Source organism: Mycoplasma sp. 613B (assembly GCF_054343485.1).
In genome coordinates, this window is record NZ_JBTGVH010000002.1 from 42,731 (window position 1) to 59,608 (window position 16,878).

Genomic DNA, 16,878 nt, shown 5'->3' on the forward strand with positions numbered 1-16,878 from the left:
TATATTACTTTTAGATAAATTAATTCATTTTAAATTAAAATTTTTGTTTCTTTATTTTATAATTTAAAGTAAAGAAAACTAAAGGAGAAAGATGAAAATTGTATTAGCAGGAACTCCAGAATTTGCAGTTCCTATTTTTGAAGAAATTATTAATAATTTTGAAGTGGTTGCAATTATTAGTCAACCAGACAAACCATCAAATAGAGGTTATAAAATTTTACCTACACCTGTAAAAATTTTAGCTAACCAATATAACATAAAGCTATTTCAACCTACAAAAATTTCAGAAATTACGGAAGAATTAAAGAAAATAGACTTTGATATTTTAGTCACTGCTGCTTTTGGACAATGAATTCCTACTTCAGTTTTAAGCATACCTAAAATAGCCGCTATTAATATACATGGTTCCTTACTTCCTAAATATAGAGGTGCTGCTCCTATTCAACACGCTTTATTAAACGGTGATAAAGAAACAGGAGTAACTTTAATGTATATGGTAAAAGAAATGGATGCAGGAGATATGCTTGCAAAAGCAAAATTAGATATAAAAGAAGAAGACACATCAAAAGATTTATTTCATAAACTTTCTTTACTTGCAAAAAATAATATTGTCCAGTGATTAAATAAATTATCTAAAAATGAACTTAAATCTGAAAAACAAGATGACAATCTTGTAGTTTTTTCGCCTAAAATAGAAAAAGAATTTGCTCAAATTTTTTTAAGTGATGATTATATTCAAGCATATAGAAAAATAAAGGCTTTAAACGATAATCCTGGTGCTTTTTATATTAACGAACAAAATAAAAGAGTGAAACTTTTTAGAGCTTCACTCTCTCCTATTAAAAATGCTTTAAAATTAACTTTTATCAACGGGATTTTATATATTTATGAATATCAATATGAAGGTAAAAAAGTTGTAAATGTTCTTTAAATTCTAAATTTTTAATATCTTTATTAATTTTCTAAAATCTTTGATTCTTGTACTAAATGTTTAAAAACTCCTGCATTATCATTAAGTGTTAAATTAATATCATTGATGGAATTATATTCTTTTTCTGAAATATTTACAGGAATAATAAATGAATATTGAAGTAAACGAACTAAAATTCAATTATTTAAAATATACTTTTTAGAAACTCCATAGGGTTCATATACTGGTTCTTCTGCATTGATATAAAAATCTTTTTTTTCTTTTTTTATTGCTGATATTGTTTTTATATTGAAAAAATAATTTTGATTTAATAAATTAATCATTTTTTCATTTTCTGTTTGATTTTCATCTATATCAATAGTTAAATTTATTTTATTTTGATTTTTATCAAAATTTAATGAGTTAAATTTAATTTTTGAAGAAACCAACTTTTGATATTCTGAAAAATCAACTATTGGTTTTACAATATCTGTTGTAATGTTTTTGTTAAAAGGATCGTGTAGATCTTTAGGATGCCCATCAATAAGTCTTGATATTGCAGTACTATAAAAATTTACTAATAATAAATTTTGATTTTCTTTAAATTTCAAATTAATTTTGTTTTTTAAATAATCTTTATTAAGAAGTTTAATTTCTAAGCCCAAATCAGTAGTTTTAATTTCACTACCTATGTTTTGATTTTTATTAATAAATGTATAATCTCTTTTGTTAGATGTAACATTTATTTTTTCTTCTGAATTTTGAGTTTTAGATAATTCTGTTACTTCTTGATAAGGTTTTTCAAAAAAGATTATTTTAGATTCATTATTTGCAAAAATTTCTCTATTTTGTTCATTGTTTAATTGAATAAAATCAATTTTTCAATTATTTTTTAAATCAGCTATATTTTCTAAATTTAAATTATAAAATTCATTTTTTTGTTTTTCTTCTGTTTCTTTTAATTTATTTTCCTCTCTATTTACTTTTTGATTAGAACAGGAAAAAACAATTAAAGGCAAAGAAATAAAAGGGATAATATTTAATAATTTTTTCATTTTAATCAAGTATTGCTCATACTCCTGTTAATCATATTATTTTTGCATTTACATCATTATTTGAAAAAACATTAAGTTTATATTCAGTTGCTAAATCAGAACTTGGTTTTATTATTACTTTAGATACATTTTGCAATCTATTTTCAGGTAAATAAGCAGCTGTACTTTCATAATGACTTAAATGATAAATTTTATAAACTGCAGATGAATCTGCAACTATTTCTACATCCACTGAAACAGTAAAAGGATTTACATATTTTTTTATTTCTTCTTCACTTAATTTATCAAAATTTTCTAATTTATAATATTCATTTTTTTCATGTAAATATGAGTAATTAGAAAATACAACAGTTGTTGGAGATGAAAATTTTAAATTGGAATATAAATAATAATGATGTGTATTTCCATCCGCAACTGGATAACGATAAATATTTAATTTTTTAGCTTTATCTCTAAAATATTTCATTTTTTCTCAACTTATATAACCAAAACCTTCTAAATCGTTATATTGTTCTCAAGAGTTTTTACTTTCAAAACTTGCTGTAAGAATAGCTTTTAATTGAGGTACATAAAATGGTTTTTTGTTTTTTATTTCTAACAACATTGACATACCTAAAAGAACTGGTGTTGAAAAACTTGTTCCAGTTAAATTTTTTTTATTTTTTTCATTAAGAATAGAAATAACAGGTATTTGCATATTATCTGGTCCTAAACCAAGTGGAGAATTTTTATTATTATCAGTTGCATTTTCAGAATAGTACTCAGGTTTTTTAGTATTTATATCATATGCTCCTATTATAAAAGTATTTTTAGATGAAACTAAAGAATTATCTCTTTGATAAAAATTATGATTATTTTCTATTTTATTCAAAATTTTATTATAAATGTCTTTAATATTTTCTGTTATTTTTAAATCTTTAATTTTATTTAATGTAGAAAATATAAAATCTTTATTTTTTATAAAATCTGATCTAAAATTAGAAAATTCTTCTCTTCCATTACCGGCTGAAATAAAAAATTTCATATTATATTTATAAGCATACTCATCTAATAACGATGATTCTCTATCATATATATAATAACTTGTTTCAAAGGAATCTATTTTTTGTAAAAGATTATAAAAAGTTTCTAATTTTTCTTTATCAGGAGAAAAAAGAAAATAATTTTTCAAGTTTATAAAATCTGAAAGATATTCATCTAATTTACTACCATAACTCATATTAACGTAAAAAACATTATTCTTTCTCATAAATTCTAAATTTTTTCTTAATACTTCTACATTATCATATGTTTTTCCATTTCAACCATCTTTTTTTCCTTTAAATGTTGTTGAATAAAAAATAGCATTTTTAAAAAAACCTGAATCACTTCCTAAAATGGAAGCTATTTCTGTAGCATGACTATTTTTTTTATATAATTCAGCAAAAGTTTTTTGCTTATTTTTGTCAGTTTTTTCTAAATCATCTAATTCTTCTTCATTGTAAATTACTTTATCTTTGTTTAGACGATTTTCATTATGGAACAAACTGTAAGTATCAGAATTTCTATATTCCTTTAAAGTTTGTCCATTGTATTTTAGCAAATTTGAATCAACTAACCCTCCATCAATAATTCCAATTTTCACTGGAGCATAACTAAGTTCTTCTTTTTTTATTCCTAAATGATTAAATAAGTTAAAAAACATATCATTATATATTTTAGGATCTCTCTCAATTGTATCAGTAGTTTCCATTTTTGCTGAAACAAAAGTGGTTAGTGTAAAAATAGGAGATACTGATAGTAATATTTTTTTAAATAATTTTTTTCTTTTCATTTTTTCCTCTTTAATTAAATTTTTTTAATATACTCCTGCATTATCATTAAAAATCAAGTTTATGTCTTTTAATGAGTTAAATTCTTTTTCAGTTAAATCAGTTGACACAATAAAAGAATATTGAATTAAACGATTAAAAATTGTTTTTTCTAAAATATAATCTTTAACTAAATGATGCGGTTCAAAAGATTGAATTTTTTGTTGACTTGTTTTACTTCAATTTTTATTTGGCGTATCAATTGAAATGGTTTTTATACTAAAATAATCATTTTGATCTAATAAATTAAAGTTTCTATATTTTAAATTTTGTCCTTTATCAAAATTAATTGAAATTTTTGCTTTCTTTTCAGTTTTATCAAAGTTAAAAGAATTGAATTTAACATTAGAAGCAACTAAATCATAATATTTATAAAAATCAACAATTGGTTTTTCTTTTGTTGTGTCAACCTTATCTTTTTCATTATTCAATCTGTAGTTTAAACTATAATCTATTTTAGATTGTACTCTTCTATATAAATTTACTAAAAGAAAATTTTCTTTTTCTTTTTGTTTAGACCACCAAAAAGAAGTTTTTTCTAAATTCTTTTTATTAAGAAGTTTGATTTCTAAAGCAAAGTCATAATTTTTAATTTGTGAATCAATACTTTCTTCTGAAATTAAAAACTTGTAATTTGCTTTATTTTCTGTAATGTTAAACACTTTAGAGTCAAATTTAGTTTGTTCATATTTTGTTCGATAAGATCAAAATCTGTTTAAATCTAATTCTTTTTCTTCTTTTTTATTAAAAAATATAACTTTTGATGTTTGATTTTGAAAAAGATTATTAGATTGTTCTCTACTTAAGTCTATAAAATCTATGTTATCTTTTTCTCTTAAATCTTCTATTTTATTTAAATTTCAATAATAAAAATCATTGATTTTATCTTCTTTTTGTTCTTCAACTGAAGCTTGGTTAGAACAAGAAATAATAGAAAAAACAGGAATAGTTGTAATAATTGTAGAATATAAAAATTTTCTTTTTATTTTAAATAATTTCATAAACACCTCCTTTATTTAATTATATAACTTATTCATAAATTTTTATTTTACAAAGATAAAAAGTGCATATTTATTTAGAATTTCCTTTATTTAAACATATTTTTGATTTTAAAAAACAAAAATTCCAGTTTTCTGGAATTCTGTTATTATATTAAGATTTTCTTCTAATTAAAAATAGTCCGATTTTTCCATTTCCTGTTCCTTCAATAAAAGTTGAACCATCGGAAACTCTTGTTGTTATATTTTTAGAAAGTAAGGTTTCTTCAATTTCAAATCCTTCTTTTAAAGAAGTGTTTGCTTGTGGTCTATTACCTCAAGAATAAATAGCTAATAAGTATGTGCCATCTTCATTTTTTCTTACTGTCATTTCATCATATCTAAGTGCATTATCGTGTCAAATTCAAAGAATTTCATTTGGATCACCAACATATTTTTCATCCATTTCTCTCATTGAAATAAATCTTTGTCTTGCTTTATTTATCTTAGAAACTAAATTATATGCTGAATTTTCATTAGCAACAATATCTTCTACTTTTCCTTCTCCCGCTGAAGATAATGTTGTGATAAAGTTATCTCTATCTCTTTCATCTTGGAAAAATACACGTTTTTTGAGATCTTTTCAATTAAATGCTTCTCTAATGTGTGTATCAGTTTGCCCGTCTTTTTTTCCACCTTGCATTAAAAGTTCATTTCCATCATATAAAATAGGATGACCACCACGAGAAAGTAAGGAAGTAAGAGCATATTCATAAGCGGATCTTTCATCATCATCTAATCTATGTGGTGAAATTATTACTGGTCTATTATTTTGTTCTTTAAAAGTTATAATTCATCTTTCAACATCATGATTATCTAAAAAAGGTAATCATTCATGTTTTTGGTTTAAAGTATCTGTTAAACTTTTTATTACATTTTTTTCATCATTTGGATTTAATGAGACATTAAGTTTATTTTTTCATTTAGTTCCATCAATAACTGAACTTAAACCTGGTTTTGAACCTTCTCATCCTCCTCAATAACCTTTAATTTCTGCTTCTGCTGGATCTCTTCATCATTCACCAAATAAAAAGGTTCTATCGCTAAATCTAGAAATTCCTGCAGTATTTGCTTTTTTATATTCACCTTGTACAACATCTCTTCATCTTTCAAATAAATTTCTTACCATATCACTATTATTAGCTCTTGGTTTTTTAGGATTATCAGATTTAAAGTAATGTTCAAAAGCATCATATCTAAATCCATCAACTCCTTTTGCTGCTCAGAATTTGTGGACATAATCTATTTCTTTTAAAACATCTTCATTTGTAAGATTTAAATCAGGCATTCCTGCTCAAAATTGAGCAACTCATTTTTTATTTGAAGATTTTGGATTGTTTTCTAGATGAACTTTATCATAAACATTTTTAAAGTATTGTCTTATATTATCTTGTCCTTCATTTCCTAATGGATTGTTTTCTGAATTGTAAAAATAATAATATTTTTGATATTTTTCATCACCAGCAAGTGCTCTTTGGAATCAAGGATGCTCATAAGAAGTATGATTAAATACCATATCTATTACAACTTTAATTCCTTTAGAGTGAGCTACTTTTAAAAATTCTTCAAATGCTTTTAATCCACCAAGTTCAGGAGCAACTTTTGTATAATCAATTACATCATAACCATGATAAGAACTTGCAGGATGAATTGGTGATAAATATAAAGTATCAATACCTAAATTAACAAAATAATCTATATTGTCTTTCAATCCTATAAAATCACCAATTCCATCATTATTACCATCAGCAAAAGAATAAACTGTTAATTGATAAATTGTATTTGATTTAGGTTTACTTTTATCAAAAGGAGCAATATATTGGACAGAATCGCTTTCATCTTTATAAGTTAAATTATCCAAAGCTCCTGATTTTTTAATTTCTTTTAAAAACTTTTCATTTGATCAACCTCTTAAAGTTTTTATTTTAGATAATTTTGCTCTTTCAGGAGAGTTTAAATATTCTTCAATACTATATTTATTTACTCTATTTCCTGTTAAATCAGGAGTTTCTTCATCTCAAACAGGAGTTTTATTAATAATCTCTTCTTCATTTTGATTATCTACTGGAGAATTATTTTTGTCTGGATTTTCTGAATTTTTGTTTTCAGAATTTACTTTAGTTTTTTGATCATCTGTTTTAGTTGTAATATTATCTTTTTCTTCTTTTTGATCTTCTGGTTTTGTATTCTCTACTTTACCTTTTTCTACAGGTTTTTTTGTTTGTTTTTCAGCAACTGGGACAATTGGGACCTCAGTTTTTTCTTTTCTTTTTTCATTTTCTGTTGGAGTTTTAGGATTATTTATTTTAGTTTTTTCTATTGATTCTTCTCCATATTTGCAAGATACAGTAAGAGAAGAGAAAAATGTAACAGTTGGAATTGTTCATAATAAATTTAAAGATTTTCTTTTTTTCTTCATACTTTTTCCTTTTTAAATACTTATATATTTAATTATATCAAATATAATACATAGAATTTTAATTTTTATGAACAAAAAATAAATAAAATAAGAAAAATTTCAAATTTTCATTGAAAAAAACCGGAACACATTCTCTTCAAATCTTTTTAGATGTGTTTCGGTTTATTATTTTATTAGGATTAAAAATGTTTTTAAATATACAATTTACATTGTTGATGATTTAAAATAAATTTCTTTTATTTTTAATATTAAATCATTTATGTTAATTTCATACATATCTTTATTTTTATTTAAAATTTCAGAAAATTCTTTATTTAAATCAATCTCTAATTTTGTTTTTAAATTTTCTTCATTTTCATTTATTAAGATATTTAGCATTAATCAGTATATTTGTTCTTTTGAATTAGTATAAATAATATTATTAATAATTTTAGTATTACTTTCATAAAATTCATCAAAAGAAATGCTTGAATTAAATAATAACTGTGAGTTATTAAAATTTCACTCATAAGTATTAATAACTTCTATTATTGGTGTTTCATATAAACTTTCAATAATTATTTTTCTTTTTAAAAAAAGAAAATCAAAAAAATCTGACATTTTATTTTTTAAAAAGAATTTTTCCGTAAATTGATTTAAATTTAGTAAATCTTTGCTTGTAAATTTCTTTTCTACTCACTCTTTTTTCTTTTGAATAAAAGATGAAATACTTAAATCTTTTTCGTCGTATTCAATGTGAAAAATAAGTTTTAAATTATTTAAATATATTTGTTCTATTAGTGAGTTAATAATATTCATATTTCATTTTTGTTTATTATTCAGTATTTGTTTAATAATGAAAATAGTTTTCTGCATTTTTTCATCATAAGGGAATATTTCTGTTTTTTCTAATTTAGGCAAGTGAAATATTTTTGCTAAAAATAAGTATTCTACTGGTGCAATATATAAATGTTCATTTTGTTTATTACATAAAGATAAATCAATATCTTCAGTTAGAAAAAATTCAAAACGAGTTTCTTTATCTTTTAGATTTATTATTAAAGAAATAAGAAAAGAATTGTGAAAAACAACTTTTCCATGTTTTTCAAAAATGTTTAAAATTTCTTTTTTATCAATTAAATCCCCATGCTTTAAAAATAAATCAACATCATTATATTTACCTAAAAATTTAAAATTTTTAAAGAAATTAAAAGCAAAACTGCCTTTTATTATAGTATTAATTTTTAAATTTGCCAAATCTTCAGAAATACGATTTATTTTTTCCATTATTAAAGTTCTTTGGTTTTTTTCTTCCTTTTTAATTTTTAACTTTAAAATTAAGTAATAAGGAATAGGTAAAAAAGTACTTAATAGTAATCTTTTATTATACATTTTTAAAGCAAAATTTAATTTTGCTTGATATTTAGAATCAGAAATAAATTTCATTATTGTTTTTTCTTTTATAAAAAAAATAAAAAAGGATTTAAATTTTATCTCTATATCAGGATTCTCTTCTACTTTAATTCTTATTTTTATTAATTTCATATATACAAACAAAATATAAAGATATAAAATACCAGCAACTCATAAAGTTCCTCAACCAAATCAAAATAATGGAAAATATTTATAATCTAAAGAAAGAGTAGTTCATACTATTATTATCACACTTATTCAAATGAAAAATAAAATGTTAGAATAAGTCTTTAAATAGAAAGAAATTCTGATTTTATTTTTTAAATTTATCATTTTTCACCTCTTTAGTAAAGAAAACTAAATTTATTTGAACATATAAACCCAATAAAGGATGTGTACAAGCTATTCTTTTCAATTTTTCTTTTTGTTTAATTGATTTTTTTTCTAATTTATTTTCTGATTTTTTTCCTCAAAATCCTATTAAAAATAAAACTTTAAAATATTTATTAATTTTTGTTATTTCTCATTCTTCTAAATTTTCTTTGTCTTTAGTGATTTTAAAAATTTTCAATAAGTTATATAAATTTCAAATATATAAAGGCATTATTGCAAAAGCTGGTGCAAAACTAACTAAAACAAAAAATCATCAATTTTTTCAAAAAAAAGTTACTTTAATAATTGTAAAATATGTAAGTAAAATAAAATAAATTCAAAATAATAAATAATTTGTAAGAATTAAAAAAATATTTCTTTTTATAACTATACCTAATTTATATAATATTTTTTCCATATTAAGCTCCTTTTACTATTTTTAAAAAAGTATTATTTTGTCTAAAATTAAAAAATCAAAAAACTAAATTTTAGTTTTTACAAATTTGTTTTTGATTTTTTCTTTATTTGTAACTGTGATATTTATTTTATTTGAATATTTAGATTTTTATTTATTAAATGTAATTGTTTATAAATAGTTATTATAAACAATTAATTTGAGTAGAAAATAATTCAATAAATTGGAAATAATAATCCAAATAAAGGATTTATTCCAGAAATTTTTTCTAATCTTTCTTTTTGTTTAATTGATTTTTTTTCAAGTTTTTCTTGTGATTTTTTACCTCAAAAAGCAACTATAAATAAAAATTTGAAATATTTTTCTATTTTTTTTATTTTGTCTTCTTCTAATTTCTCTGCTTTTTTTGTTAATTTAAAAATTTTAAAAAGAAAAACTGTGTTTCAGATGTATGAAGGTACAATTATGAAAGCGGGTCAAATGAAAGCAAAAAATAAAGTTCATTCACTTTGTCAAAAAAATGGATCTCTAATTATTGTAAAATATGCAAGTAAAGATAAATAAATTATTAATAATACATTATAAACAAGTAACAAAATAAAGTTTCTTATTATCGCATAAGCGAATCTATAAAATATTTTTTCCATATTCTTCCTCTTTTATTTTTTAATATCTATAATCATAATTTGAGTTATCTGATATAAATTTTTCATCTAATTTATTTTTAAAAAAGGTTTTGTAATAATTATAATCTGAATCTTCAGATAATTGAACCAATTGAGCAAGAACATCTCTATCTTGAGAATTGGTAGAATTATCACCATTTTCTAAATCTTTATAAGTTATTTTTGCTAATCTATCTAAAAATTCTTCATATTTTTTTATTTGTGAGTCCACATAAGCACGTACACTAGCTGTAACTATTGCACCAGGAATAGTGAAAAATCCTAAAGTAAAACCTATTGTTGTATATTTTAGTGCTTGTGAATGTTCTTTTTCAGTTTTAAGAAAACTTTCATATGATTTTTTTAGTTCCTCTACTTTGTCAAGAACTTCTCCTTCTATAACGCTTCTACTTTGTCCTACATTTAAAAGATGTGAAACTTCTTTTTGAAATTTTTTATACATTATAGAATTTTCTTTAATATCTTTTATTGTTTTTTTAAGCATTAATGCATTTGTTTGACCGAAAACTTGAGTAAGTTGATGAACAGAGGCATCATCTATTAATTTAATTTGTTTTAAAACTCTAATTTTGAAAATTTTTGATTTATATTGACTTTCTTTTAAAAGTTCATTATTTTTATTTGAAATTAAGAAATCAAAAAAATTAATTTCATTTAATAAATCAGAAAGATCTAAACCAATAGAAACTTCCTCTGGTATGGGTAACAAAGGACTTACTGCTATATAAATAATATTAAAAACATCTTGAAAAAGTTGATATTTCAAAGAATCTAGATAAGGTTGATTTAAGAGTGAGTGAAGAGAACTTACTACTTTGGCTGCATCTTCTTTTATAACGCTTCTTTGACTAATATTTAATAAATGACCAACGTCCTTATTAAATTTTTTGTAAAAATACATATTCTTTAAAATTTTAATTTTAGTAGTTGAGTCTTCTCCTAAAAAAGTTTTTTGCTCTTTTTCAGGAAGCAAAGATAAATTATTAATATATTTTAATAATCTAATTTTAAATAATTTAGCAGAATAAGAACTTTCTGCTTCTAAAAACATTGATTTTAACAATATTAAGTAATCTAGTTTTTGTAACTTTTGATTTATTTCGTTTTTAAAGTCAATTTTTTTCTCTATAACTGTATTTGGTATGAACATATTTTCTCCTTTCAATACAATTTTATTCTTATTTGTTCTTTTTTTTATTTTTTCAATAGAATAAATTTAAAAAATATAAAATAATTCATTTTTTTTCATTTTCGATTTTTTTTCTTTGAAATATGCAAAATAGTGATACCGTTTAAATAGTTTTTGAAATTAAAAATACCAGTAAAAATTACTGGTATGATTTATTCAAAATATAATTATTTTCCAAGACAAAAATTTTTAAACATTGAATCCAATAAGGTTTCATTATCTGCTTTACCTTTAATATTTACCAAGTCTTCTCACGACTTTCTTAAATCTACTATAACTATATCTGGTTCAAAACCATTTTTTAAAGAAAAAATGGCGTTTTCTATTGAAAGAAAAGAAGATTTTATTAAAGAAAGTTGTCTTATATTTGTAATAACTTTTTCATTATTAATATCAATGTTTTGATAATTTTTTATAATCTCATTCTCGAGATTTTCTATTTCTTTATTTTTAGCACTTATATAAATTTTGGTATTATCTAATTTTTTAGAATCCAATAAATCTTTTTTATTATGAACAGGGATATATTGTTTATTTTTAGAAAAATCAACAATTTGTTGATCGAATTGGTCAGTTTCTACTGATGCATCAAGTAAATGGATGACAATATCAGATTCTTCTATTTGTTTAAAAGAGCGTTCTATACCTATTTTTTCAACTTTATTTGTTGAATTTCTAATACCAGCAGTATCTTTTATTATAAAAGGTATACCTTCTAAAACAAACTCAGATTCAATAACATCTCTTGTGGTTCCTGCTTCGTCTGTTACTATTGCCTTTTCTTCATTTAAAAAAGCATTTAATAAAGAAGATTTTCCAGCATTTGGTTTACCTACAATAGCGATTTTTACACCATCATAAATAACTCTAGATCTTTCCGAAAGGTCTATAGTGGTTTTGAGTTTTTCTTTTAATATTTCTAATTTTGGTAAAAGGGTTTGATTAGTTAAAATTTCTACATCATCATATTCAGGATAATCGATATTAACTTCTATAATTGCTATTATTTCTAACAATTCACTAATTAAATTTTTAATATAATTACTTGTTTTTCCATCAAATTTTTCAATAGATGCTTTTGTTTGTAACTTGGTTTTAGCATGGATTAAATCATTGATAGCTTCTGCTTTGATTAAATCCATTTTTCCATTTAAAAAGGCTCTTCTAGAAAATTCTCCTGGTTCAGCCATTCTAGCTCCATTAGCTAGTACTAATTCTAGAATTAAATTAGTATTAACTATACCACCGTGTGCATTTATTTCTACGGTATTTTCCCCTATAAAATTATTTTTGCCTTCAAATCACATTACTAAAACTTCATCAATAAGTTCATCTTTATTTTTGATTCAACCATAAGTAATTTCTTTATCTTTACCAACTTTTCCTGTGAAAATTTTTTTAACAATCAAAAAAGCGTCTGGACCAGTGATCCTAATTATGGAAATTGCTTGGTTAACCAAACCTCCAGATGAAATCGCGGCAATATTATCAAACATTAGTATCCCATTTTTTTCTCATATTCATCTAATGTCCCTCTAAAAATAAAAGAGGAATCTGGTTTGATTTCTAAAATTACATTAGAAACTTGTTTAACTAAAGCACGATTATAAGTTGTAAAAATCATAGATGATTTATAATCAGCAAGTCCTTCAATTACTGAATCAATTGATTCTGCATCTAAGTGATCTAAAGGTTGGTCAAATACAAGAAAATTAGATTCTTTTAGCATCATTCTAGAAAACATTAATCTTGCTTTTTCTCCACCGGATGTTACCTTAACATTTTTAAAAACAGAATCACCACTAAAAAGCATTCTACCTAAAAAACTTCTCATTCTTTGATCTGAGTTATCTTTATTAGATTCTTCTGTATTTTCAATTGGTCATTTGCTTAATCATTCCATTAAGTTTTCTTCTTTATCAAAATATTTAGAGTTATCTGATGGGAAATATTCTGGAGTTATTGTGGATCCTCAAATAACTTGACCAGAAGTTGGTTTTTCAAGTCCAAGCAGAATTTCAAGTAGTTTGGTTTTAGCAATGTCGTCTTCACCAAGTAAAACCATTTTTTCGCCAGGTAAAATATCAAATGATAAACTTTCAAACAAAGTTTCTCCTGTCTCTGGATTAACATAAGATAAGTCTTCTACTCTTAAAATTTGCTTTCCTGGTTGTTTAAAAATATCAAATCTAATAAAAGGATATTTTCTTGAAGAAGGTTTAATTTCTTCAAGAGTAATTTTTTCAAGTGATTTTTTTCTTGATGTTGCTTGAGATGATTTTGAAGCATTTGCAGAGAATTTAGCAATAAAAGCCTGTAATTTAGCAATTTGTTCTTCTTTTTTAGCATTAGAATTTTTTTGCATTTCTCTTATTAATGTTGAAGATTCTTTTCAGAAACTATAATTACCTGTAAACATTTTAGCTTCACCAAAATCAATATCTACAATGTTAGTACATACTTGATCTAAAAAGTCACTATCGTGTGAAACAACAATAACAATATTTTGATAATCAACTAAAAAGTTTTCTAATCATTTGATTGCTTTTAGATCTAAATGGTTAGTAGGTTCGTCCATAATCAAAATATCTGGATTTCCAAATAAAGCCTTTGCTAAAAGAACTTTTACCTTTTGTGAAGCTTTTAAATCGCTCATTTTTACATTCCATTTTTCTTTAGGAATATCTAACCCAGATAATAAAATTTGTGCATCATTTTCAGCGTTTCAACCGCCCATTAGACCGAATTTTTCTTCTAATTCCCCTGCTTTTGTATAGTCTTCTTCTGTAGCTTCTGGATTTTCATAAATTGCATTTTTTTCTTGTTGAATTTTAAATAATTCTTCATTTCCCATAATAACCACATCAGTCACATTAAAATCATTATACATATTGTGATCTTGACTCAAAACTGAAATTCTTTGGTTTTTATCTTTGATAATTTCACCTGAAGAAGCTTCAATTTGCCCTGAAATTATTTTTAAAAAGGTAGATTTTCCAGCTCCATTTGCTCCTATAATTCCGTAAGTGTTTCCTTCAGTGAATTTTAAATTAACATTGTCGAATAATTTTTTATCATAAAAAATTTTGGACAGATTTTTGATTTCTAACATTTTACTCCTTTATTTTTTATTAATAGTATTTAATTTATTATTTTATTAGTTAGTAATTTATATTAAATTATATATGTTTAATTTCATTTTATTAAAAAAGACACTAATTTGTGTCTTAAATTAGTTTTTCCATTGTTTTAGCAATAGCATCTGTATTATGATTTCCAATAACTTCACAAGCAACTTCTTTTGATGAAACTGTTCCGTTTTCCATAGCAAATCCTTTATAAGCGTTTTTTATCATTAAAACATCATTTCCTGAATCACCAAAAGTAATTAAGTCATTTGTTGTTAAATTCAATAATTCTAAAACTTTTTTTAGTCCATAAAATTTATCTGTATTTTTTGGATTAACATCTAAATAAACTCTATTTGTTAACAAACAAGTGTATGAATCCCCTATTAATTTGCTGTATTTATCAAATAATTGCTTGATTTTTTCTTCAGAATTTCTTAAAGCTAATTGGGTTATTTTTTCATTATTTTTGTAAATTGCATTTAAAATTTCTTCTTCTGTTTTAAAACCTTGCTCATCATAATCCATTTTTTCTTGTTCTGTTAATCATGAAAAAGTTTTGCTATTATCTTTGAAAGGATAAACGTTTTTTTCTGTACTTAATGTAAAGAAACTTTCGCTTTCTTTAGCTTCTTCTAAAAGGGTTTTAAGTAATTCAACAGGTAAAAACTCTTTTATTGTAGTTTTTTGATTTTTAACATCATAAATGGCTACTCCATTGTTTGAAACTAAAAAATCAAAATCACTAAATTGATTTAAAAAGATTGTAGTTGAAGCAATTGCTCTACCTGTGGCGATTGCTAAATAATGACCTTTACTTTTTGCTTGTTTTAAAATTTTAATAGTTTCTGGATGTATTGTTCCATCACTTCTTAGTAATGTTCCATCCAAATCAAATGCAAATAATTTTTTCATTTAGTTTCCTTTATTTTTTAAGTGTGGGAATAAAAGTATTTCTCTAATTGATTCTTTTTGAGTTAATAGCATTACTAATCTATCTATACCAATACCACAACCACCTGCTGGCGGCATTCCGTATTCTAAAGCTTCAACAAAATCCATATCAATTTCACTAGCTTCATCGTTTCCAGCGTTTTTTTCTTCAAGTTGTGATTCAAATCTTTTTAATTGGTCGATTGGATCATTTAATTCACTAAACATGTTAGCATATTCTTTTTTATTGATAAATAATTCTGCTCTGTCTGTAAATCTTGGATCTTTTTCGTTTTCTCTTGCTAATGGAGAAATTTCAATTGGATGTCCGTAAACAAATGTTGGTTGAATTAATGTATCTTCAACAAATAATTCAAATAATTCATTAATTAAGTGACCTGATGTAAAATATTTTTCAATTTTTATTTTGTGTTTGATAGCAACTTCTTTAATTTCTTCAAATGTTGTTTTTTTCAAATCAATACCTACATATTTAGAGGTTTCATCTACCATATCAATTTTTCTAAAAGGAGCTTTTAGTGAAATTTTATGACCACCATATATTATTTCTTCTTTTCCTAACTTTTTAGCTAAAGATGAAATTAAATCTTCAGTTCTTTTCATCATTCCGTGTAAATCTGAATAAGCTTCATAAAACTCAATTGAAGTAAATTCAGGATTATGAGTGGTATCGACACCTTCGTTTCTGAAAATTCTTCCTATTTCATAAACTCTATCAAAACCACCTACTAAAAGTTTTTTTAAAGGCAATTCTGTAGCTATTCTTAAATAAAAGTCCATACTTAAAGCATTGTGAAAAGTGGTAAATGGACGAGCACTTGCACCACCTAAAATAGGATGTAATACAGGAGTATCAGCTTCTAAATATTTTAAATCATCGAAAAATTTTCTAACATAAGAAATAATTTTGCTTCTTGTTCAAAAAATTTGTTTTGCTTCTTCATTGATAATTAAATCCACATAACGACGACGGTATTTTTCTTCGATATCAGTTAAACCATGATATTTTTCCGGAAGTGGTTTAAGTGCTTTAGTTAATAATTGAACTTTTTCTGCTTTTAGTGAAATTTCTCCAGTATTTGTTTTCATTACAATACCTTCAAAATAAACTATATCTCCTATATCTAAAGTTTCTACTAATTCTGAATATACAGTATTTTCCTTTTTATTAAAATAAATTTGTGTTCTTGATTCATCATCTTTTATAACAATAAAAGGTCCTCTAAAAGTCATTATTCTTCCAACCACTGAAGCTTTAAATTCTTTATTGTGTAATTCATCTTTGCTATAAGAATTATATTTAACAAGTAGTGAAATTGAGTTATCGCTAATTGGTTGATTTTGTGAAAAAGGATTAATACCCATTTCTTTGTATTTGTCTATTTTTTTTCTTCTAATTAGTTCTTGTTCATTAAAATTTCTTTCCATTTTACCCTTTCTTTCTAACTATAAATTAATATATTAAATTATA

General features: G+C 23.4%; 13 protein-coding genes. 1 reads left to right on the forward strand and 12 read right to left on the reverse strand.

The features are described from left to right. Nucleotides 1-91 precede the first annotated feature (91 nt). Nucleotides 92-931 carry a methionyl-tRNA formyltransferase gene (gene fmt / locus ACXX87_RS00530; protein WP_436358680.1) on the forward strand — a complete coding sequence of 280 codons (840 nt, stop codon included), beginning with the start codon at nucleotides 92-94 and terminating at the stop codon, nucleotides 929-931. 23 nt (nucleotides 932-954) lie between these two features. On the opposite strand, the gene ACXX87_RS00535 is transcribed toward fmt, so the two are convergent. From ACXX87_RS00535 to lysS, 12 genes are all read right to left on the reverse strand, one after another. Next, the gene (locus tag ACXX87_RS00535) at nucleotides 955-1,965 is read right to left on the reverse strand and encodes a hypothetical protein (RefSeq protein WP_458560390.1); all 1,011 of its coding nucleotides are present in this window, start codon (nucleotides 1,963-1,965) and stop codon (nucleotides 955-957) included. A gap of 1 nt (nucleotide 1,966) precedes the next feature. Next, complete coding sequence (locus ACXX87_RS00540; RefSeq protein ID WP_458560391.1) at nucleotides 1,967-3,778, reverse strand: S8 family serine peptidase; 1,812 nt, start codon at nucleotides 3,776-3,778, stop codon at nucleotides 1,967-1,969. A gap of 24 nt (nucleotides 3,779-3,802) precedes the next feature. Next, nucleotides 3,803-4,816, reverse strand: coding sequence for a hypothetical protein (locus tag ACXX87_RS00545; RefSeq protein WP_458560392.1), 1,014 nt, complete (start codon nucleotides 4,814-4,816; stop codon nucleotides 3,803-3,805). A gap of 151 nt (nucleotides 4,817-4,967) precedes the next feature. Continuing rightward, a complete protein-coding gene (locus ACXX87_RS00550) occupies nucleotides 4,968-7,271 on the reverse strand; it encodes an alpha-amylase family glycosyl hydrolase (protein ID WP_458560961.1) in 2,304 nt (767 codons plus the stop codon). Nucleotides 7,272-7,475: 204 nt separating this feature from the next. Continuing rightward, nucleotides 7,476-8,996, reverse strand: coding sequence for a hypothetical protein (locus tag ACXX87_RS00555; protein WP_458560505.1), 1,521 nt, complete (start codon nucleotides 8,994-8,996; stop codon nucleotides 7,476-7,478). Then, nucleotides 8,977-9,453 carry a hypothetical protein gene (locus ACXX87_RS00560; protein WP_458560504.1) on the reverse strand — a complete coding sequence of 159 codons (477 nt, stop codon included), beginning with the start codon at nucleotides 9,451-9,453 and terminating at the stop codon, nucleotides 8,977-8,979. The genes ACXX87_RS00555 and ACXX87_RS00560 overlap by 20 nt, the downstream gene beginning before the upstream one ends. Nucleotides 9,454-9,644: 191 nt before the next feature. Continuing rightward, a complete protein-coding gene (locus ACXX87_RS00565) occupies nucleotides 9,645-10,097 on the reverse strand; it encodes a hypothetical protein (RefSeq protein WP_458560503.1) in 453 nt (150 codons plus the stop codon). Between the two features lie 19 nt (nucleotides 10,098-10,116). Next, nucleotides 10,117-11,286 (reverse strand): hypothetical protein, encoded by a 1,170-nt coding sequence (locus ACXX87_RS00570; RefSeq protein ID WP_458573074.1) that lies wholly within the window; start codon nucleotides 11,284-11,286, stop codon nucleotides 10,117-10,119. 206 nt (nucleotides 11,287-11,492) lie between these two features. Continuing rightward, nucleotides 11,493-12,821, reverse strand: coding sequence for a tRNA uridine-5-carboxymethylaminomethyl(34) synthesis GTPase MnmE (mnmE, locus tag ACXX87_RS00575; protein WP_458560500.1), 1,329 nt, complete (start codon nucleotides 12,819-12,821; stop codon nucleotides 11,493-11,495). Beyond that, nucleotides 12,821-14,437 carry an ABC-F family ATP-binding cassette domain-containing protein gene (locus ACXX87_RS00580; RefSeq protein ID WP_458560963.1) on the reverse strand — a complete coding sequence of 539 codons (1,617 nt, stop codon included), beginning with the start codon at nucleotides 14,435-14,437 and terminating at the stop codon, nucleotides 12,821-12,823. Before ACXX87_RS00580 ends, mnmE begins: the two co-directional genes overlap by 1 nt. Before the next feature lie 115 nt (nucleotides 14,438-14,552). After that, nucleotides 14,553-15,368, reverse strand: coding sequence for an HAD family hydrolase (locus ACXX87_RS00585; protein WP_458557578.1), 816 nt, complete (start codon nucleotides 15,366-15,368; stop codon nucleotides 14,553-14,555). Next, nucleotides 15,369-16,835: a lysine--tRNA ligase gene (gene lysS / locus ACXX87_RS00590; RefSeq protein ID WP_458560498.1), complete on the reverse strand. Its 1,467-nt coding sequence runs from the start codon at nucleotides 16,833-16,835 to the stop codon at nucleotides 15,369-15,371. Between the last annotated feature and the right edge of the window lie 43 nt (nucleotides 16,836-16,878).